Origin of the sequence: Rhodobacter calidifons (assembly GCF_011174775.1) — a bacterium.
GTDB lineage: Bacteria > Pseudomonadota > Alphaproteobacteria > Rhodobacterales > Rhodobacteraceae > Tabrizicola > Tabrizicola calidifons.
Window position 1 is genome coordinate 42,232 of the sequence record NZ_JAANHS010000006.1, and the last position, 20,345, is coordinate 62,576.

Consider the following 20,345-nt stretch of genomic DNA (forward strand, 5'->3'; position numbering starts at 1 on the left):
CTGTGTCATTCGGCTGCGATCCCTTCGAGACGATCCTCAAGCTCGTCTGCCGCCTGTTGCAGGGCGGCGAGCGTGGCGGGATCGGGGGTCCAGTAGGCGCGGTCCGAAGCCTCAAGCAGGCGCTGGGCCATGCGGGAGGAGGCTTCGGGGTTGAGGGCGGCGAGGCGGCGGCGCATGGCTTCGTCGGTGACGAAGGTCTCGGTCAGGCGCTGGTAGACCCAGGGTTCGACGGTGCCGGTGGTGGCGGACCAGCCGAAGGTGTTGGAGATCTGCGCCTCGATCTGGCGGACGCCTTCGGCCCCGTGCCGCAGGAGGCCCTCGAAGAACTTGGGGTTCAGCGAGCGGGCGCGGGTTTCCAGCGCGATCTGGTCCGACAGGGTGCGGACCACGCCGCCGCCGCGCGTCTGGTCTCCGATGTAGACGGGCGTGTCCTGACCGCCGCGCGCGCGTTTCACGGCGCGGGCGATGCCGCCGAGCGTGTCGAAATAGTGATCGACCGAGGTGACGCCGAGTTCGACGGATTCGAGGTTCTGGTAGGCGAGGTCCACGTCCCGAAGCGCCTTTTGCAGCAGTGCGGGGTTGCCCCTGGCCTTGCCGGTGACGCCGTAGGCGAAGCTCTTGCGGTTCTGGTAGGCGTCGGCGAGGTCGTCCTCGTCGCCGAAGGCGGAGGAGCCGACAAGGACGTTGACGTTGGAGCCATAGGCGCCTTCGGCGTTGGAAAAGACGCGGAGGGCGGCGGTTTCCATGTCGCAGCCCATCTCGGCCGCGTAACGCAGGGCATGGGCGCGAATGAAGTTGAGGTGTTCGGGCTCATCGGCGGTGGCGGCCTTGAAGGCGGCTTCGGCGAGCATCCGGGTTTGCAGGGGCAGAAGGTCGCGGAAGATGCCGGAGAGGGTCATCACCACGTCGATCCTCGGGCGGCCGAGGTCTTCGAGCGGGATGAGGTCGGCCCCGGCAAGGCGGCCGTAGCTGTCGAAGCGGGGTTTCGCGCCGATCAGCGCGAGGGCCTGGGCGATGGGACCGCCGTCGGACTTGATGTTGTCCGAGCCCCAGAGGACGAGGGCCACGGTGCGGGGGAGCGTCGGGTGGGCGGCCAGCAGCCGGTCGGCCTGGGCCTTGCCGTCGGCGAGTGCGAAGGCGGTGGGCATGCGGAACGGGTCGAAGGCGTGGATGTTACGGCCCGTGGGCAGGATCTGGGGCGAGCGGATCAGGTCGCCGCCGGGGACGGGGGCGATGTAGCGGCCCGAGAGCGCGCGGAGGAGGGCGGGGATTTCGCTGTCCTGTTGCAGGTGTTCGGCGGCTTTGGCGCGGGCTTCCGGGTCGTCGGGCATCAGGGCCAGGTATTCGGCGCGCTGGGCCTCGGTCATGGGTTTGCCGAGGACGTGGAGGCCGTCGGTGATGAGGGCGCCTTCGGTCTCCAGCAGTTTGAGCCAGAGGGTTTCGAGGTCGGAGGCGTCCATGTCGACCGCGCGGGCCTGTTCGGCGATGAGAAGGGTGAGGTCCCCACGGTCGGGCGCGTCGGGCGCAAGGGCGCGGAAGCGGGTAAGACTGTCCTTGAGGTCCGCAAGGCCCTTGTAGAGGCCGGATTGCGCAAGCGGCGGGGTCAGGTGGGTGACGGTGATCGCATTCGACCGTCGCTTGGCCAGCGTCGCCTCGGAGGGGTTGTTGGCGGCGTAGAGATAGACGTTGGGCAGGTTGCCGATCAGCCGGTCGGGCCAGCATTGGCCGGACAGGCCCGCCTGTTTGCCGGGCATGAATTCCAGCGCGCCGTGCATCCCGAAGTGCAGGAGGACGTCGGCGCCGAAATCCCTTTTCATCCAGTCATAGAAGGCGGTGAAGGCGTGGGTCGGGGCGAAGCCCCTTTCGAACAAGAGCCGCATCGGGTCGCCTTCGTAGCCGAAGACGGGCTGGATGCCGACGAAGACATTGCCGAACTGGTGGCCGAGGATGAAGACGTCGGCGCCGTTCGACTGCGCGCGGCCGGGGGCGGGGCCCCAGACTTTCTCGGTTTCCGACAGCCAGCGGGAGCGGCGGACGAGCTCGGACGCCGGGATGCGGGCGGCCACGTTGGCGGGCTGGCCGAAGGCGGCGGCGTTGCCGTGCAGGACCAGGTCGCGCAGAGCATCCACGCTGTCGGGCGGTGTGACCGCGTAGCCTTCGGCCTGCATGGCGTGCAGCGTGTTGAACAGGCTTTCGAAGACGCCGAGGTAGGCGGCGGTGCCGACCGCGCCCGCGTTCGGCGGGAAGCCGTAAAGGACGATGGCGACCTTGCGCTTGGCGACCTCTGACCGGCGGAGGGTGGCGAGGCGGAAGACCTTTTCGGCCAGCGCCTCGATCCGTTCGGAGCAGGGGGCCATGACGCGGGAGGTCACGTCCACCGGGGCGGGGCAGTTTTTCGTGCAGCCCCGGCAGCCGTTCGCGTCGTGGCGGCCGGCGAAGACGGTGGGGTTGGTCGCGCCGTCGATTTCCGGCAGGGCGATGAGCATGGTGGTTTCCACCGGGCCGAGGCCGCCGTCGGAGGCGGCCCATTGGCCGAGGGTCTGGAACTCCAGCGGGTGGGCGGCGACGTAAGGAACGTCGAGCGCCTGAAGCGTGGCCACGGCGGCGGGGCTGTCGTTGTAGGCGGGACCTCCCACCAGCGAGAAGCCGGTGAGGGAGACGAGGGCGTCGATCCGGCCGTTCGTCATGAAGGCGTCGATGGCGGGGCGGCCGTCGAGGCCCGAGGCGAAGGCGGGGACGCAGGCGATGCCGCGGGCCTCGAAGGCGCGGATCACGGCGTCGTAATGCGCGGTGTCCGAGGCCAGGATGTAGGAGCGCAGCATCAGAAGGCCGACGGTGGCGGTGGTGCCATCGGGTTTTGGCAGGAGCGCGGGGTCGGTGAAGACGCGGGCCGGGACGTCGGGGTGATAGAGGCCGACATCGGGGTAATCGACGGGGGCCGCGGCCTTGACCTTGTTCCAGTCGCGGTTCGGGGCATAGCGGCTGACGAGGAAGCGGACCATGCTTTCGATGTTGTCGTCCGACCCGCCCAGCCAGTACTGCATCGACAGGAACCAGGCGCGCATGTCCTGGGCCTTGCCGGGGATGAAGCGCAGGATCTTCGGCAGGCGGCGGAGCATCGCCATCTGCTTTTCGCCCGAGGAGCCGGAGGGGGACTTGTTGCCCCTCAGTTTCTTCAGGAAGGCCATGGCTCCGGACGCAGGGAGCGACATGTCGAGGTCGCCCATTTTCGTGAGTTTCACGATCTGCGGGTCGGAGATGATGCCGACGCAGGCGTCGAGATGCGGGCGGCGGGCCTGGATCTGGGGGAGGATCTGGTTGAGGTGTTCTTCCAGGAAGATCAGGTTGGCGACGATGATGTTGGCCTTTGCCACGTCGGCGCGGGCGCGGGCGAGGGCGGCGGGGTTTTCCGCCCATTCGGCGGCGGCGTGGACCGAGATGGTCAGGCCGGGGAAGTCTTTCGCCAGACGGCCCGCGACGCGCTGGGCGGGGCCTGCGGCATGGGCGTCGAGGGTGACGATGACAAAGCGGTAGAGGTCCGCCTGGGCGGTGGTTTTCGGCTCCAGCGCTGTGTAGCGGTCATCGCGCATAATGGGCCTTGGCCTCGTAGAGGGTTTCGATGGTGATCTGGGTCACGCCCTTTTCGGCGGCGTATTTCTCGGTGTTGCGACGGGCCTTGGCGCGGACGAAGAAGGGGATTTTCTTCAGTTCTTTTTCCGCGTCCGGCAGCCAGTGGAGGGCGTGGGCCAGGGCCTGGGCGGCCTCGATCATCTGGGTCGCGGCGTCAGGGGTGGGTTCCAGGATCTGGGCAGGCGCGGGAGTGGCCTTGCCGCCGTGGTGGCTGGGGCCGGCGGCGTCGTGGAACTCGAAATCCTCGCGGAACATGGTGAGGAGGTGTTCTTCGAGGCCCATGACGAGGGGGTGGATCCAGGTGTCGAAAAGGACATTGGCACCCTCGAACCCCATCTGCGGGGAATAGCGGGCGGGGAAGTCCTGGACGTGGACGGGGGCGCTGATGACCGCGCAGGCGATGCCGAGGCGCTTGGCGATGTGGCGTTCCATCTGCGTGCCGAGGATCAGTTCCGGGGCGGCGGCGATGATGGCGGCCTCGACCTCGAGGTAGTCGTCGGAGATGAGGGCCTCCAGCCCGTAGTCCTTGGCGGCGGCGCGCATGGGGCGGGCGAATTCGCGGTTGTAGCAGCCGAGGCCGACGACCTCGAAGCCGATCTCGTCGCGGGCGACGCGGGCGGCGGCCATGGCGTGGGTGGCATCGCCGAAGATGAAGACGCGCTTGCCCGTGAGGTAGGTCGAGTCGACAGAGGCCGACCACCAGGGCTGGCGGAGGTTGGTTTCGTCAACCTTGGCGCTGACGCCGGCAAGGGCGGCGACTTCGGCGATGAAATCGCGGGTGGCATGGGCCCCGATGGGGATGGTTTTCGTGAAGGGCTGGCCGTGGGTCTTCTCCAGCCAGCGGGCGGTGGATTCGCCGGTTTCGGGATAGAGCAGCACGTTGAAATGCGCCGCCGGAAGCCGGGCGAGATCCGCCGGGGTCGCGTCGAGGGGGGCCGCGACGTTCACGGCGATGCCCATCTGGCGGAGAAGACTGGTGATCTCGGCCACGTCGTCGCGGTGGCGGAAGCCGAGGGCGGTGGCGCCGAGGATGTTGCAGGAGACTTCCTTGGTGCGCGCGCAGGGCTGGGCCAGCGCGCGGGTCAGGGCGAGGAAGGTCTCGTCCGCGCCGAAGTTTTCCTTGCGGGAGTAGCTGGGCAGGTCGAGCGGCACGACCGGGCAGGGCAGGCCGAGGGTGGAGGCGAGGCCGCCGGGGTCGTCCTGGATGAGTTCGGCGGTGCAGGAGGCGCCGACGATCATCGCCTGCGGCTGGAAGCGGTCGTAGGCGCCTTGCGCGGCGCGCTTGAAGAGGGTGGCGGTGTCGGCGCCGAGATCGGAGGCCTGGAAGGTGGTGAAGGTGACCGGCGGGCGGTGGTTGCGCCGCTCGATCATTGTAAACAGGAGGTCGGCGTAGGTGTCGCCCTGGGGCGCGTGCAGGACGTAGTGGACGCCCTTCATGGCCGTCGCGACGCGCATCGCGCCGACATGCGGGGGGCCTTCGTAGGTCCAGAGGGTGAGTTTCATCGGGCGGCCCCCTGCAAGAGCGCCCGGCGGCGGAGGGGGCGGGAGAAGAGGCCGGCGAGGTCGCCTGCCTGTTCGTAGAAATGAACGGGCGTGAAGACCAGTTCGATCGCCCATTTGGTCGCATGGCCGGCGGCCTCCAGCGGGTTCGCCAGGCCAAGGCCGCAGACGGTGAGGTCGGGCTTCAGGGCGGCGTGGCGGTCAAGCTGGAGGTCGACGTCCTGGCCTTCGGACAGCACGGTCTGCGGCAGGAGCGCGAGTTCGGGTTCCATCAGGCCGCGGTGGAGGTAGGGGGTGCCGACCTCGACCGGGAGCATCCCGCATTCGCGGGCAAGGAAGCGCGCGAGCGGGATTTCCAGCTGGCTGTCGGGAAACATGAACAGCGTCTTGCCGCGCAGGGTTTCCGCATGGGCGGCAACGGCCTTGCGGGCCCGGGCGCGGGGGGCGGCGGTGACGGCGTCGAAGGTTTCCAGCATCACGCCATGCCTCTTGGCGACCGCGCGGAGCCAGTCGGTGGTGCCTTCCTCGCCGAAGGGGAAGGGCGCCACGATCCGCTGTGCGCCGCGGCGTTCCAGGGCGTGGGCGGTGTCGGCCAGGAAGGGCTGGGTCAGGATGAAACGGGTGTTTTCGCCGACCTTCGGGGCGTCACTGGCGCGGCGCGAGGGCAGGAAGCTGACGTTGCGGATGCCCATTTGCGTCAGGAGCGAGAGGCACTGATCCTCGACCACGTCCGGCAGCGCGCCGACGACGAGGAGGGTTTCGTCCTGCGTCTCTGCAAGGCCGGGGACCATGGCCGCAAGGCAGGCGTCCTCGCCTTGCGTGAAGGTCGTCTCGATCCCCGAGCCGGAATAGTTGTAGACCCGGACCGAGGGCCCGTGGCGCGCGTTCAGCCGTTCGGCAGTGCGCGAGAGGTCGAGCTTGATGACCTCGGACGGGCAGGAGCCGACGAGGAAGAGCTGGCGGATGTCGGGGCGGCGCGACAGCAGGCGTTCGACCTCGCGTTCCAGTTCCTGATGCGCATCGGCCAGACCGGCGAGGTCCTTTTCTTCCAGGATCGCGGTGCCGAATCGCGGCTCGGCGAAGATCATCACCCCTGCGGCGGATTGCAGAAGGTGCGCGCAGGTGCGGGAACCGACGACAAGGAAGAAGGCGTCCTGCATCTTGCGGTGCAGCCAGATGATCCCGGTCAGGCCGCAGAACACCTCGCGCTGGCCGCGTTCCCGCAGGACGGGGGTGTGCAGGCAGCCGGTGGGGGGGGTGTCGAGGCTCATGCGGGGTGTCCCCTCGGTTCGGCGCTGTCGAGGCGGGCGCGGCGAAGTTTCAGAAGGAACTGTGTCGCGTTGACGAAATAGGTGGCATAGGCCGCCAGCGTGATGAGCATCAGCTGCAAGGGCGGGATGGAGCCCGTCAGCAGGCCATAGAGATAGAGCGTGTGCAGCGCGATCACGACGAAGCTGACGACATCCTCCCAGAAGAAGGCCGGGGCAAAGAGGTACTGGCCGAAGACCACCTTCTCCCAGATCGCGCCGGTGACCATGATCGTGTAGAGGAGCGCGGTCTTCAGCAGGATCGAGACGGTCGCGGCGCCGTAGCCTTCGCCGGTGGCGAGGTAGCGCAGGACCAGGACCAGCGACACGGCGCAGACCAGGAACTGGACCGGCGCGAGCACGCCCTGGACCACGGTCCAGATGGTCGCATCGCGGCGGGCACGCTGGCCTGGGGTGTACAGCGGGCGGGGTCGCGGAGCAGAGGCAGTCGCGGACATCCTAACGCCTCGAGTTCAGCTGCATTGACACCAAACCTAGTCAGGCTGCATTGTCTGTCAACGTAAATTTACACTTTGTCAGACATAAAACGCGCGACTGATCGGCGCGGCGGCTGTTGGGTCTGCGAAGGAAAAAGCCATAAAAATTTCGCAAAAACATGAGTTTGAGCCGATTGCGGGTCTGTGCGCGCCGAATGGTGTCAATTTTTGTGGACAACGAGCGCGGATTGAGGTGTCATTAGGTACGCGAGTCGCAGGCTTCTCATTGCCGCAAGGCGGTGCTGATGTGGCCGGGCATCTGCGCCACCGCACGGGAGGGTAGCCGATGCGTGACAACGGAATTGCCGATGCCGAGGTCGACTGTGGTCATGATACCTTTGCCGACCTTGCGCGGGAGGCGCTGAATCGCTTGGTCTCTGTGCGCGGTTCCCAGAGCTTTCCGGTCCGGCGCGAGCATCTCGACCGTTTCATGCTTTTGCTTGCGCCGCGCGCCGGCTTCGATGCGGCGCGGGTCCTGGAGGAGATGGCGCGGCTGAAGGTCACTGCGGCCGCCGTCGCCTGTGGCTATGTGCCGGAAGCGGCCCGCCTTCTGGGCGAACAGTGGGAGGCCGACGAAATCAGCTTTGTCGATGTGACGATCCGCGCCGAGCGGCTGCACGAGATCGTCCGGCGCGTGGACGAGGACTTCGACGTCGTGCGCCCGGCGACCGACCTGACGGCGCTTGTCCTGGTGGCCGAGGCCGAGCAGCACACGCTGGGTGCCTTCGTCCTGGCGTTGCAGCTGCGGGCGGCCGGCTTCGGGGTCGTCGTCCGGGTGGCGCCGGTGGCGTCGGAACTGACGCAACTGCTGTCTGCCAGCCGCTTCGACCTTGCGCTGGTCTCGCTCGGCTGCACGGCGGCCATGGAGTCGGGCATGGCGCTGATCCGGACCCTGCGGCTTCTGTCGCGCGAGGACATCTGCATCTTCGTCGGAGGGGCGATCCCGGTTCCGGATGACCGCCTGTTGCAGGACAGCGGCGCCGACCGGGTCGTTCGCGATGTTTCTGCCCTGCTTGCGGAATATGAAGGCTGCAAACAAGATCTGACGCTTGATCTGTCAGGCCGCAAGGTTCTAAAGCTGCGCCGTATGCCTGCCGCGAAAGGGGATGGAGTTGGATTGTCACGGTGACACGGGCCCGGGCACCGCGGTCGGTGCCGGCGAGGTCCAGGAGGTTCTGGACCTGCTGGGAGCCGCCTCGGACCTGACGATCGTCGTGGCGCCGGATCGCACGGTCGAGACCGTGGTTGCCAACCCTCGGTCCGGGCTTGCCGGTCTGGTGGCCGGTTGGGAAGGTCAGCCGCTGCAATCGCTGTTCGCCGAGGAAAGCTGGGCCAAGCTTGCCCCGCGGCTGGAACAGGAAAGCCCCGGTCCGGCGATGGAGCTGAACCATGCCGGGCAGGTGCAGTACGAGTTTCCGGTGCGCTATGTGCTGCGCCCCTGGCAGGGCCGCGTCCTGATGATGGGGCGCGACCTGCGGCCGCTTGCCGAGGTGCAGCAGCAGCTGGTGCTGGCCCATCGCGCCATCGGCCGCGATCACGAGGCGCAGCGCGAGCTGGAGACGCGCTATCGGGTGCTGATGGAGGAGAACTCCTTCCCCCTGCTGATCGTGTCGGAGACCACAGGGCGGATCGTCGATCTGAACAGCTCGGCCGCGCGGCTTCTGGGCGCGGCGCGGAATGATCTGCTGAATTCCCCCGTGGCGCAGGAATTCGACGGCCGGCGGCGGGGCGAGCTGATCGAGTCGCTGTCGCGCAACGCCACCAGCGACCAGACGAGCTATCTGGACCTGACCGTCCGGCGCACGGCGCAGCGGGTGAAGATCAATGCCAAGCTGTTCCGCGCCGCGCGCGATCGGCTGCTGCTGTGCCGGATCGGCCTTTCCGAAAGCGCGCAGTCGCAGGAAGGCGAGCGCAGCCTGATGTTGCAGAACCTGTTCGAGAAGGGCGCGGATGCCATCGTGTTCCTGGACGGCAACGGCCTGATCAAGGCGGCGAACGAGGCCTTCCTGAACCTGACCGACAGTCACAGCCCGTCAGTGGTGATCGACCGGGCCTTTTCGGACTTCCTGTCGCGCGGGGCGGTGGATCTGAAGGTGCTTCTGGACAACGTCAAGCGGCTGGGCCACCTGCGGCACTATCGGACGCGGCTGAACACCGATTACATGGGCGAGGTCTCGGTCGAGCTGTCGGCCAGCCTGTTCGAGGAGCGCGGCCGGCAGATCATCGGCATCGTCGCCCGGGATTCAGCCGTCAGGGACAGCATCGTCTGGCCGACGGCCCCTGGGGCCGAGAACGAGGGCCTGCGCAACGTGATGCGGCTGGTCGGCTATTCGACGCTGAAAGAGATCGTCGACGAGACCACCGAGATCATCGAGAAGATGTGCATCGAGGCGGCGCTGGAGATGTCGGGCAACAACCGGGCGGCGGCGGCGGAACTGCTGAGCCTGTCGCGCCAGTCGCTGTATGTGAAGCTGCGCAAGTTCGGCATCCTGAACAAGGAAACCAGCGATCAGGCTTGATCCAGGTCAAGTCCCTTCCCTTTCCGATCTGTCAACCTGAGTTGACACCGCCGGGTCTGGCGGTTGCCCTCGCAGGGAAGGGTCGGCCATGCGCATCGTCTTCATCCATCCGAACTATCATTCCGGCGGCGCCGAGATCGCGGGCAACTGGCCTCCGGCCTGGGTGGCCTACCTTGCGGGCAGTCTGAAGCGGGCGGGGTTCACCGACATCCATTTCCTGGATGCGATGACCTATCACCTGGGGCCGGAGGTGCTGCGGGCGAAGCTGGCCGAGTTGCGGCCCGACATCGTGGGGGTGACCTCGATCACCCCGTCGATCTACGAGGCCGAGGAGGTGCTGCGCATCGCGCAGGAGGTGGTGCCGGGGGCCCTGCGGGTCCTGGGCGGGGTCCATGCGACCTTCATGTTCCGGCAGGTGTTGAGCGAAGCGCCCTGGGTCGATGTGATCGTGCGCGGCGAGGGCGAGGAGATCATGGTGGCGCTGGCCGAGGCGGTGCGCGATGGCCGCTGGCCTGCGGATCAGCGCAAGATCAGGGGCCTGGCCTTTGCGGTCGATGGAGAGATCGTGGCGACTCCGGCCGCCAGCACGGTCAAGGACCTGGACGGGATTGACCCCGACTGGTCGATCCTGGATTGGGACAGCTATATCTACATCCCCCTTGGCGTGAAGGTCGCGATCCCGAACATGGCGCGGGGCTGTCCGTTTACGTGCAGCTTCTGTTCGCAGTGGAAGTTCTGGCGCGACTATCGGGTGCGGGATCCGAAAAAGGTGGCCGACGAGATCGAGCGGCTGGTGGACGAGCATGGGGTCGGGTTCTTCATCCTCGCCGACGAGGAGCCGACCATCAACAAGAAGAAATTCGTCGAGTTCTGTCAGGAGCTGATCGACCGGGGCCTGAACAAGCGGGTGAAATGGGGGATCAACACTCGGGTCACGGACATTTACAGGGACCGGGATCTGTTGAAGTTCTACCGCGAGGCGGGGCTGGTGCATGTCTCGCTGGGGACGGAAGCCGCGGCGCAGATGCAGCTGGATCTGTTCAACAAGGAGACCACGGTCGCCCAGAACAAGGAGGCGATCCGCCTTTTGCGCGAGGCAGACATCTTCACCGAGGCGCAGTTCATCGTCGGCCTCGACAACGAGACGCCGGAGACCCTGGAAGAGACCTACCGGATGGCCTGGGACTGGCAGCCGGACCTGGCCAACTGGTCGATGTATACTCCGTGGCCCTTCACGCCGCTGTTTCAGGAAATCCGCGATCAGGTCGAGGTGTTCGATTTTTCGAAATACAATTTCGTCACGCCGATCATGAAGCCTGCCGCGATGACCCGGGGGGCCTTGCTGGAGGGGGTGCTGAAGAACTATCGCCGCTTCTACATGAAGAAGGCGCTGTTCCATTACCCCTGGCGGGGGACGGGGTTCCGGCGGCGGTATCTCTTGGGGTGTCTGAAGGCCTTTCTGAAGGCGGGCGTGCAGCGCAGTTTCTATGACCTTGGAAAGCATGGCTATTTCAAGCCGGTGAAGCGGGACAATCTGGAGTTTGGCTTCGATACCTCGCGGACCATTGCCGAGGCGCAGATGGCGGATTGGGAGGCTTCGGCGGACAAGGCCGCGCGGGCGGCAGAACGGCGGGCGGCGGTGAAGGCACAGATGAAGGAGCGGGCTGCGGAGCGGTCCGAGGGCTTCAAGATGCCGAACGGCGCCGAGGTCATGGCCTGCGGCGGAGGGCGCGCGCAGATGCAGGAGCCGGCGGAGTAATGCAAGCAGGCCGGATCGGGCCGAATGCGATCCTGCAACTGGCCGATGTGCTGGAGCGGCGCGGGGAGGGGGAGCTTCTCTCGGCCGTGCTGGCCGAGGCGGGGGTTGAGCGGCCTCCGAGAGATGCGGGGATGCTGCCGGAGGGCGATTGCGCGGCGGTGCATCAGGCCCTGCGGCGGCTGTCGCCCCGCGCCGAGGCTGTGCTGGAGGAGGCGGGGCGGGCGACGGGGGACTATATCCTGACGCACCGGATTCCGCAGCTGGCGCAGGGGGCGTTGCGGGGTCTGCCGGGTTTTCTGGCGGCGCCGGTCCTGACCCGGGCGATTGCGCGGCATTCCTGGACCTTTGCCGGGACGGGGGCGTTCCGGGTCGAGGGTGGGCGGCCTCTGGTTCTGTCGGTGGCGCGCAATCCGCTGGTGGCGGGCTGGCGGGCGGAGGTCCCGCAATGCATCTGGCATGTCGCGGTGTTCCGGCGGCTCTATGGGCGGCTGGTCTGGCCGGAGGTGCGGGTGACGGAGGTCGCCTGCTGCGCCTGCGGCGATGCGGCCTGCCGGTTCGAGATTGCCGCGGCGTAGCCCCCCACCCCCATCCCCTCCCCACGGCGGGGGAGGGGAGGCGCTTGGGGTCGACCTGTGCGTGCTGCGGCAATGTAATCCTTGCCAGACTCGAAAGTGTCAGGCTTAATTGACAGATGAGCGACGCACTCATCCATACCCCGCACAGCTGGCCTGAACCGCGCGCGATGCTGCGGCTGATCAAGCCGATCACCTGGTTCCCGCCGATCTGGGCGTTTCTGTGCGGGGCGGTGTCCTCGGGCGTGCCCTTGGGCGCGAACTGGGGGACGGTGGTTCTGGGGATGGTGCTGGCAGGTCCCATTGTCTGCGGGATGAGCCAGGCAGCGAACGACTGGTGCGACCGGCATGTGGATGCGGTGAACGAGCCGGATCGGCCGATCCCTTCGGGGCGGATACCGGGGCGCTGGGGCCTGTGGATCGCGCTGGCGATGACGGCGCTGTCGCTGGCGGTCGGGTGGCTTTTGGGGCCATGGGGCTTCGGGGCGACGGTGGTCGGAGTCATTGCGGCCTGGGCTTACTCGGCGGAACCGATCCGGCTGAAGCGGTCGGGCTGGTGGGGGCCGGGGCTGGTGGGCCTGTCCTATGAGGGGCTGCCCTGGTTCACCGGGGCCGCAGTATTGCTGGGGACTGCACCGAGGTTCGAGACCGTGGTGATCGCGGGGCTTTATGCTTTCGGGGCGCACGGGATCATGACGCTGAACGATTTCAAGGCCTTGGAGGGCGACCGGCAGCATGGCGTGCGGTCGTTGCCGGTGGTGCTGGGGCCGGAAGTGGCGGCGAAGATCGCCTGCACGGTGATGGGCATGGCGCAGGCGCTGGTGGTGGCGCTGCTGCTGATCTGGTGTGCGCCCTGGCATGCCTTGGCGGTGGCCGCTCTGCTGGCCGCGCAGGTCGCGGCGATGCGGGTGCTGTTCCGCGATCCGAAGGGCAAGGCGCCCTGGTACAACGGGACGGGTGTGGTGCTGTATGTCACCGGCATGATGATTTCCGCTTTTGCGATCAGGGGGTTGGCATGACCTTGAGCTGGCTTCAGATCGTCCGGCTTGGGCTGGTGCAGTTGTGCATCGGGGCGGTGGTGGTGCTGACGACCTCGACCTTGAACCGGCTGATGGTGGTGGAACTGGCGCTGCCTGCGATGCTGTCGGGGGCGCTGGTGGCGCTGCATTCCTTTGTGCAGATCACGCGGCCAAGCTGGGGGTTCCTGTCGGATGCGCAGGGCAACCGGACGCGGTTCATCATCGGGGGCATGGCGGTGCTTGCCCTGGGGGCGGCGCTGGCGTCGTGGCTGGTGGCGCTGGGCGTCGCGGGGCATGGGGTCGGGCTGGCCGGGTCGGTGCTGGCCTATGTGCTGATCGGGATGGGGGCGGGGGCCTCGGGGACTTCGTTGCTCGCGTTGCTGGCCTCGGGCTGTGCGCCTTCGCGGCGGGCGGCGGCGGCGACGATCACCTGGCTGATGATGATTTTCGGGATTGCGGTGACTTCCGGGGTGATCGGGGCGCTGCTTGATCCCTACAGCCCGGCGCGGCTGATGGCGATTGTCGGCGTTGTGACGCTGGGAGCGGTGCTGCTGACGGCGGCGGCGATCTGGGGCATCGAGCGGCGGGTCATTCCGGCTCGGCTGCCGGACGAGACCCCGCTGCGGAAGGGGCTGGCGGAGGTCTGGGCCGAGCAGCGGACGCGGGTCTTCACGCTGTTCATCTTCCTGTCGATGACCGCCTTCTTCCTTCAGGAGCTGATCCTGGAGCCCTATGCGGGGCTGGTCTTCGCCTATTCGCCCGGGGCCTCGACCAGCCTGTCGGGCGCGCAGCATGGGGGGATGTTCGTGGGCATGCTGGCGGTGGGGATCGCCGTCAGCGGGCTGAAGATCGGGTCCCTGCGCGCCTGGGTTACGGGCGGGTGCCTTGGGTCGGCGCTGATGCTGGCGGTGATTGCGGCGCTTGGGCAGATGCAGATCGGGCTTCTGACGCCTGCGGTCGCCCTGTTGGGCGTGTTCTCGGGCATGTTCGCCATCGCGTCCATCGGGGCGATGATGCAACTGGCGGGGCAGGGCCGTGCGGGGCGCGAGGGGACGCGGATGGGCGTCTGGGGGGCGTCGCAGGCCATTGCTCAGGGGCTGGGCGGGTTCGCGGGCGCAGCGCTGGTCGATGCGCTGCGGCTGGCGGGGTCGAACGCAAACGCCTTCGGCATCGTCTTTGCGCTGGAGGCGCTGTTGTTCGTAGCCGCCGGGCTGATGGCCTGGCGGATCATTGACGGGGGCCGTCTGAGAGCCTCGACGCGGCTGGTTCCGGGAGAATGACCATGTATGACGCATTCGTGGTGGGGGGCGGGCCTTCGGGGGCCACGGCAGCCGAGGATCTGGCGCGGGCGGGCTGCAAGGTGGCGTTGCTGGACCGCGATGGGCGGATCAAGCCCTGCGGGGGCGCGATCCCGCCCCGCGCGATCAGGGATTTCGACATACCGGACCATCTGGTGGTGGCGAAGATCAGGACGGCGCGGATGATCTCTCCCACGGGCCGCGCGGTCGATATCCACATCGAGGGCGGCTATGTCGGCATGGTGGACCGCGAGGATTTCGACGAATTCCTGCGGGATCGCGCGCGGATGGTGGGGGCGGAGCGGCTGACCGGAACCTTCCTGCGGGTGGAGCGGGATGCGGCGGGGACCCACGTTGTCTGGCGCGAGAAGGCGTCGGGGCAGGAGCGGCGGTCCTTGTGTCGCGTGGTGATCGGGGCGGATGGGGCGAAGTCGGGCGTGGCGCGGGCCGAGGTGCCGGGCGGGGACAGGATTCCTTACGTCATCGCCTATCACGAGATCATCAAGGCCCCGGCGGCGAATGCGGGCTATGACCCGGTGCGCTGCGATGTGGTCTATGACGGGCAGATTTCGCCGGACTTCTATGGCTGGGTCTTCCCGCATGGCGACAGGGCGTCGGTGGGGATGGGAACCGAGGACGGCGCGGTGGATCTGAAGAAGGCCACGGCGGACCTGCGGGCGATGGCGGGGCTGACGGATTGCGAGACGATCCGGCGTGAGGGGGCTCCGATCCCGCTGAAGCCTTTGGATCGGTGGGACAATGGGCGGGACGTGGTGCTGGCCGGGGATGCGGCGGGGGTTGTGGCACCAAGCTCGGGCGAGGGCATCTATTACGCGATGGCGGGGGGGCGGGCGGCGGCGACGGCGGCCATGGCGTTCCTGCGGAGCGGGCGCGCCAGTGAGCTGAAGATGGCGCGGAAGATGTTCCTGAAGGAGCATGGGACCGTCTTCAAGGTCTTGCGGTCGATGCAGAATGCCTATTATCGCAACGACGAGCGGCGCGAGCGGTTCGTTTCGCTGTGCCATGACATCGACGTGCAGCGGCTGACCTTCGAGGCCTACATGAACAAGAAACTGGTCGCGGCGCGCCCCTTGGCGCACCTCAAGATCGGGGTGAAGAACGTGATGCACCTGCTGGGGATCGTGAGTCCGAAATGGTCGTGATGGAGCCGATCGACCTGCCGATCCCGGCCTTCGGGCCGGATGGTGTTCTTGTGCCCGTCGGCAAGCTGGCCGTGCACCGGCAGGGGTTGCGTCATCCGGCGGTGTCGGTGTTTGTCTTGCGCGGCGCGGAGATCCTGATCCAGCAGCGGGCGGCGGGGAAGTATCACACTCCCGGACTTTGGGCGAATACCTGCTGCACGCATCCCCTGTGGGGCGAGGCTGCGGCCGATTGCGCGGTGCGGCGGCTTTCGCAGGAGTTGGGGATTTCGGGCCTTGACCTGCGGCATGTGGGGCAGGTGGAGTATCGGGCGGATGTGCCGGGGGTTCGGGAACCCCTCATCGAGCACGAGGTGGTCGAGGTTTTCGTGGGCGAGGCTGGCTGGCCTTTGGACCTGGAGCTGGACCCCGACGAGGTGCAGGCGGTGCGGTGGATTTCCCTGGATGCGCTGCGGGCCGAGATTGCGGCGACGCCGGAGGCGTTCACGCCCTGGCTGCGGATCTATCTGGAGAGCCACGCGGCAATGATCTTCCAGAGTTCGGAAATCGCGGGATCGGTCTGAAGGAACCCCGCCCCGGACTTGATCCGGGGCCTCGTGGGTCAACAGGAGGCCCCGGATCAAGTCCGGGGCGGGCTCCCGGATCAAGTCCGGGGCGGGGTTCCGGATCAAGTCCGGGGCGGGGTCTCGGGTGATCCGTTCTGCGCAAGCACCTTGAGGATCAGGGCTGACAGGCCGTCCTCGGTTTCCTCATGCGCCAGGTGGCCGAGTTTCGGCAAAAGGTGCAGTTTCGCGCCGGGGATGCGTTTGGCCGCGTCGATCGAGACCTGTGCGGGGACGGCGCGGTCGCCCTCGGAGGCGATCAGGGTGACTTTCGTTGCCGTCTGAGGGAGGCGGTTGAGGAGGCCCTGAAGTCTCCACTCGGCCATCATGCCCAAGGTCCCCGTGACGTGATCGGGGTCGCGGACCAGCGTCAGGTAGCGCGCGCGACCCTCGGCATCGAGGGGGGAGCCGGTGCCCGCAAGGATGCGGTCCACCGTGCCGGGGCGGCCGAAGAAGGCGGTGATGGCGGAGGCGGCGAAAGGCAGGGTGGCAAGGCCCCTGGCGAGGATCGGGAAGAGGAAGGCGGCGGCGCCGTCGAATTCTCCGAGTGCCGCGTTCAGGCCGATGACCTGGGGGACGGGGCGCAGTTCGGCCATGCGCAGGCCGATGGCGGCACCGGCGGAGTGGCCGATGATGGCCTGGGGCTGGACTTGAAGCGTGTCGCACAGGGTCCAGAGGTCCTGCGCCATGGCGTCTAGGCCAAGGCGGCCTGCGAAGCCCTTGGCAGAGCAGCCGTGGCCGGGGAGGTCGGGGGTGATGGTGCGGTAGTGCTGCGCGAGGCCGGGGATCGTGCGTGCGAAGCTGTGGCCGGAGGCTCCGGTCCCGTGGAGGAGGAGGAGGGCGGGGGTGTCCCCGGAATGTTCGGGCGGGCCGGTGTCGATCACCCAGAACCGCTGGCGGCCGGTGGAGACGAGGCTCGATTGGGCCTTGAAGGGCCAGTCGGCGGGGAGCGCGGCGGGGGTCATGTCAGGCCAGGGTTGCGGCAATCGCCCGGGCGTCGGCCCGAGGAAGCGGAACATAGCGGCTGTGCATGACCTGTGCCAGATCGGCAAGGGCCGGTTGCGGGCGGTTGGCGACGTCCAGCGTGACGGCGGCGATCCCGGCGGCGCGGATGGCGGTGGCGATCCGGTGGGCGTCCAGTTGCGCCTGGACGCGGTCCGGCTGGCCGTTCAGCGCGATGTTGGCGCGGCCGTCGGTCAGGAGGGCAAGGCTGGGGGTCATGCCTTGGCGTCTTGCGCGCAGCGCGGTGTCGAGGGCGGTCGCGAGGCCCGAGGCGAGGGGGGTGCCGCCTCCCCCTGGCAGGCCACGGAGCCGGGCCTTGGTGGTGGTCAGGCTGCGGGTGGGGGGGAGGATCAGCTCGGCCTGTTGCCCGCGCAGAACGACAAGGGCGACGTGGTCGCGGCGGCTGTAGGCTTGCGCGAGCATCAGTTCGACGGCCCCTTTGGCTTCGCCGAGGCGGGCCATGGCGGAGGAGCCGGAGGCATCGACGATGAAGATCAGGACGCGGTCGGAGACCTGCCTGTAGCGTTTCAGGCGGAGGTCGGAGCGGTGGACGATCAGCGCGCGGTCGTGCGGGTCGTGGCGTTTCCGCAGGACCTGCCAGGGGGCGGCTTTTCTGAGCGTTGCCACGAGGTCGATGCGGGACTGGCCGTCGGGGCGGCCGGGTCTTGACGGGAGCGGGCGGCCACGGCGGTTGCCTGCTTTTGCGGAGCCGGTGCCGGAGGCCCCCCGCGCGGCGCGGTTGGCGCGGTCGGCTTGCAGCTTGGCGAGGATGTCGGGGGGGAGGGCGGCCTGGGCGGCCTCGATCAGGAGGTCGGCGAGGTTCTCGAGGTCTTGTTCTTCGGGTTGAGCGTCCGGGGTGTCGGGTTGGTCGGGCGGCGGAGGCTCGGGCGGCTGATCGGGCTGGGCCTCGGCTTCGGGCAGCGCGCGGTGGGCGAGGCCGAGTTCGGCGGCTTGGATGAGGTCGGTTTCGGTGACTTCCGAGCGACCGTCCAGCGCGGCGATGGCGCGGGCGGCGCGGCGGGTGGTGAGGAGGGCGCGGGGGGAGTCTATCCGCAAGCGGGCGGCGAGTTGGGCGAGGGCCTCGGTCAGGTCCTGCGGGACGGTGACTTGCGGGTAGAGGGCGCGGGCTTTGGCGAGGGTGCGTTTGCCGATGGGTCTCGGGAGCCGTTTCGGGGCGCGGTCGCCGTCGAGGGTGAGGAAGAGACCGAGGCGGTCGGAGAGGGCGGAGGGAAGGCCTTCGCCGTCTTCGGCGGCCTCATCCAGGGCAATGAGGGCGTGGTGGCCGCGGTCGAGGGCCTGGGCGAGGCGGGCGGTGAGGGACGGGGGGGCGGATTCCGCCATCGGCAGGATCAGGAGGGCGGGGTCGGAGAGGAGGCCGGGGCGGTGGACGGGGTGGCCTGCGGCGAGGGTGGCGACGGGGTCGGGGCCTCCCAGAAGGGCGAGGTCGTCGATGTTGGGGGACAGGCGGCGCTGGGGGCGGTCGAAAGGGGTTTGCGCGAGGGCCGTGGTGGCGATGTCGCGGATGGGGCCGGCGCGGGAGCGCAGCCAGAGGCCGCCCATGCCCACCGGATCGACGGCGAGGATGCGCAGCGCGAGGGAGAGGCGCGCCCAGGGGTCCATCAGGCGAGGGTCTCGGATACGGCGCGGGCGACGCGGTCTGCCGCCCCGGCTTCGTCCAGCGGGTCGCGGCGGAGGCGGTGGCCTAGGGCCATGGCAGCCACGCGGCGCAGGTGGTCGCGGGTGACGGAGGGCGCGGCTTCGCTGGCGGCAAGGGCGCGGGCGGCGCGGAGGAGGGTGAGTTCGCCGCGCACGCCGTCGGAGCCAAGCGCGATGCAGAGGCTCGCGCAGTCTTCGAGGGCGGCGCGGGGGGTCTGGACTTTGGGGAGGGCGGCGCGGGCGTTCAGGATGGTGGTGCGGAGCCTGGCTTCCTCGGGTGCCCAGGTGGCGGCGAAGGCATAGGGGTCGGCCTCATAGGCTTCGCGTCTCAGCACCACTTCGACGCGGGTGGCGATGTCGCGGGGGGAGCGGACCTCTACCGACAGGCCGAAGCGGTCGAGGAGTTGGGGGCGGAGGTCGCCTTCCTCGGGGTTGCCGGAACCCACGAGGACGAAGCGGGCGGGGTGGCGGATGGAAAGGCCGTCGCGTTCCACCACGTTCTCGCCGGATTGGGCGACGTCGAGCAGGAGATCGACGATGTGGTCTTCGAGGAGGTTCACTTCGTCGATGTAGAGATAGCCCCGGTTGGCGCGGGCGAGGAGGCCGGGCTCGAAGGCCTTGACGCCCGCCGCGATCGCGCGTTCGACGTCGAGGGCGCCGGTCACGCGATCCTCCGACACGCCGAGGGGCAGGTCCACGACCGGGGTCGGCTTGTCGATGACGGATGCGTCGGGGATGTCGGCCCAAGGCGGGCATTGCGACGGATCGGCGCTGTTCACCGGGCAGGAGGCCACGGCGCGGATGGGGGGCAGAAGGGCAGCGAGGCCCCGGACGGCGGTGGATTTGCCGGTGCCGCGGTCGCCGAACACCAGAACGCCACCGATCATCGGGTCGATGGCGGTGAGGACCATCGCAAGCCGCATGTCGTCCTGGCCGACGATGGCGGTGAAGGGGAAGGGCGGTTTCGGGCCGGTGGCCGCCTGGGCGGGTGATTTCGGGCGGTAAAGCGCGGTCATGCGGCGTGCCTTTCTGTATCCCGGGCCCCGGCGAGGGGGTCGGTGCCGCTCCATTGCCCTTGGGTGCCAAGGACGTGGAAGCGGGCGTAGAATTCTTCCGCGAACCAGCCGTTGTCGCGGGCGGCTTTCATCGCGGCGGCGTGGGGGCCCATGTGGCGGGCAAATTCGGCCATGCGGGCGGCGTCGGGCCAGATCGAGAAGGTGACCTGGTGAAGCAGGGGAACCTCGCCGATGCCGATCTTGAAGAGGACATTCCGGTCGGCGCCGATGCGGGCAGAAATGTCGGGGACGCGGGCCCAGAAGGCCGGGGCGTGCCGGGGTTTGACGGTGGCGCGGGTCAGGGCGGCGATGGGGCCGTTATGGGCCTGCGGGTCCGTGGTGTCGGTCAGCGGGTTGACCCCGGCCCAGGCGCCGCGGGCGGAGAAGGGGCTGAGGAACACGGTCCAGCTTTCCGCCGCACGGGTGCGCCAGCGAGAGATGACGCGGTGGTTGGCGATGTGGTCGCGGGCCTTTTCGAGGTCGGGCCAGACGGCGAAGATCGCCCAGACCGACCAGTTGGGCCGGGGCGTGAAGCCTTCGCCGGTGCCCGACCCGCAGAGTTTCACGAACCGCGCGCCGGACCAGAGCCTTCGAGGCCGCGCAAGCGCCATCTGCCCGATCACCCAGATGCGGCTCATGGGGGACGAAAAGCGGAAGAGGCTGAGCGTGGCAACGGAAATGAGTCGATCCTCCGGCCCATGTGTAAGGATAAGATTACACTTAATGCGGCCGCAGGGAAGCTAAATCGCCCTGTTTTGGCAGGCAAAAA

16 protein-coding genes are annotated in these 20,345 nt (G+C 68.2%); 8 read left to right on the plus strand and 8 right to left on the minus strand.

All coding sequences use genetic code 11. The annotated features are described in order from the left end of the window. Positions 1-5 precede the first annotated feature (5 nt). The 4 genes from G8O29_RS09470 to bchF are packed head-to-tail and all read right to left on the minus strand — an operon-like array spanning position 6 to position 6,895. Complete coding sequence (locus tag G8O29_RS09470) at positions 6-3,590, minus strand: magnesium chelatase subunit H (RefSeq protein WP_166403000.1); 3,585 nt, start codon at positions 3,588-3,590, stop codon at positions 6-8. After that, positions 3,580-5,133: a ferredoxin:protochlorophyllide reductase (ATP-dependent) subunit B gene (bchB, locus tag G8O29_RS09475; RefSeq protein WP_166403001.1), complete on the minus strand. Its 1,554-nt coding sequence runs from the start codon at positions 5,131-5,133 to the stop codon at positions 3,580-3,582. Before bchB ends, G8O29_RS09470 begins: the two co-directional genes overlap by 11 nt. Then, positions 5,130-6,401, minus strand: a complete 1,272-nt coding sequence (locus G8O29_RS09480) for a ferredoxin:protochlorophyllide reductase (ATP-dependent) subunit N (RefSeq protein WP_166403002.1) — start codon at positions 6,399-6,401, stop codon at positions 5,130-5,132. The genes bchB and G8O29_RS09480 overlap by 4 nt, the downstream gene beginning before the upstream one ends. Then, positions 6,398-6,895 (minus strand): 2-vinyl bacteriochlorophyllide hydratase, encoded by a 498-nt coding sequence (gene bchF, locus G8O29_RS09485; RefSeq protein ID WP_166403003.1) that lies wholly within the window; start codon positions 6,893-6,895, stop codon positions 6,398-6,400. The genes G8O29_RS09480 and bchF overlap by 4 nt, the downstream gene beginning before the upstream one ends. 325 nt (positions 6,896-7,220) lie before the next feature. Between bchF and G8O29_RS09490 the strand changes: the two genes are divergently transcribed. The 8 genes from G8O29_RS09490 to idi all read left to right on the plus strand — a co-directional run bounded on the left by G8O29_RS09490 (position 7,221) and on the right by idi (position 15,824). Continuing rightward, the gene (locus G8O29_RS09490) at positions 7,221-8,063 is read left to right on the plus strand and encodes a cobalamin B12-binding domain-containing protein (RefSeq protein WP_166403004.1); all 843 of its coding nucleotides are present in this window, start codon (positions 7,221-7,223) and stop codon (positions 8,061-8,063) included. Then, complete coding sequence (gene ppsR / locus G8O29_RS09495; protein ID WP_242679032.1) at positions 8,047-9,453, plus strand: transcriptional regulator PpsR; 1,407 nt, start codon at positions 8,047-8,049, stop codon at positions 9,451-9,453. The genes G8O29_RS09490 and ppsR overlap by 17 nt, the downstream gene beginning before the upstream one ends. Before the next feature lie 88 nt (positions 9,454-9,541). Further along, positions 9,542-11,212: a magnesium-protoporphyrin IX monomethyl ester anaerobic oxidative cyclase gene (bchE, locus tag G8O29_RS09500; protein WP_166403006.1), complete on the plus strand. Its 1,671-nt coding sequence runs from the start codon at positions 9,542-9,544 to the stop codon at positions 11,210-11,212. Beyond that, positions 11,212-11,787: a bacteriochlorophyll 4-vinyl reductase gene (bchJ, locus tag G8O29_RS09505; protein WP_166403007.1), complete on the plus strand. Its 576-nt coding sequence runs from the start codon at positions 11,212-11,214 to the stop codon at positions 11,785-11,787. The genes bchE and bchJ overlap by 1 nt, the downstream gene beginning before the upstream one ends. Positions 11,788-11,903: 116 nt before the next feature. Further along, on the plus strand, positions 11,904-12,803 hold the full coding sequence (gene chlG / locus G8O29_RS09510; protein ID WP_166403008.1) for a chlorophyll synthase ChlG: 900 nt from the start codon (positions 11,904-11,906) through the stop codon (positions 12,801-12,803). Further along, positions 12,800-14,083 carry a BCD family MFS transporter gene (locus tag G8O29_RS09515; RefSeq protein WP_166403009.1) on the plus strand — a complete coding sequence of 428 codons (1,284 nt, stop codon included), beginning with the start codon at positions 12,800-12,802 and terminating at the stop codon, positions 14,081-14,083. The genes chlG and G8O29_RS09515 overlap by 4 nt, the downstream gene beginning before the upstream one ends. 2 nt (positions 14,084-14,085) lie before the next feature. Then, positions 14,086-15,264: a geranylgeranyl diphosphate reductase gene (locus G8O29_RS09520; protein WP_166403010.1), complete on the plus strand. Its 1,179-nt coding sequence runs from the start codon at positions 14,086-14,088 to the stop codon at positions 15,262-15,264. Next, the gene (gene idi, locus G8O29_RS09525; protein ID WP_242679033.1) at positions 15,255-15,824 is read left to right on the plus strand and encodes an isopentenyl-diphosphate delta-isomerase; all 570 of its coding nucleotides are present in this window, start codon (positions 15,255-15,257) and stop codon (positions 15,822-15,824) included. Before G8O29_RS09520 ends, idi begins: the two co-directional genes overlap by 10 nt. A gap of 104 nt (positions 15,825-15,928) precedes the next feature. Here the strand turns inward: idi and bchO are convergent, their stop codons facing one another. The 4 genes from bchO to crtA are packed head-to-tail and all read right to left on the minus strand — an operon-like array spanning position 15,929 to position 20,301. Further along, on the minus strand, positions 15,929-16,828 hold the full coding sequence (gene bchO / locus G8O29_RS09530; RefSeq protein WP_166403011.1) for an alpha/beta fold hydrolase BchO: 900 nt from the start codon (positions 16,826-16,828) through the stop codon (positions 15,929-15,931). Position 16,829: 1 nt separating this feature from the next. Further along, a complete protein-coding gene (locus G8O29_RS09535) occupies positions 16,830-18,485 on the minus strand; it encodes a magnesium chelatase subunit D (protein WP_166403012.1) in 1,656 nt (551 codons plus the stop codon). Further along, the gene (bchI, locus tag G8O29_RS09540; protein WP_166403013.1) at positions 18,485-19,537 is read right to left on the minus strand and encodes a magnesium chelatase ATPase subunit I; all 1,053 of its coding nucleotides are present in this window, start codon (positions 19,535-19,537) and stop codon (positions 18,485-18,487) included. The genes G8O29_RS09535 and bchI overlap by 1 nt, the downstream gene beginning before the upstream one ends. Further along, on the minus strand, positions 19,534-20,301 hold the full coding sequence (gene crtA / locus G8O29_RS09545; RefSeq protein WP_367890161.1) for a spheroidene monooxygenase: 768 nt from the start codon (positions 20,299-20,301) through the stop codon (positions 19,534-19,536). The genes bchI and crtA overlap by 4 nt, the downstream gene beginning before the upstream one ends. Positions 20,302-20,345: the final 44 nt, after the last annotated feature.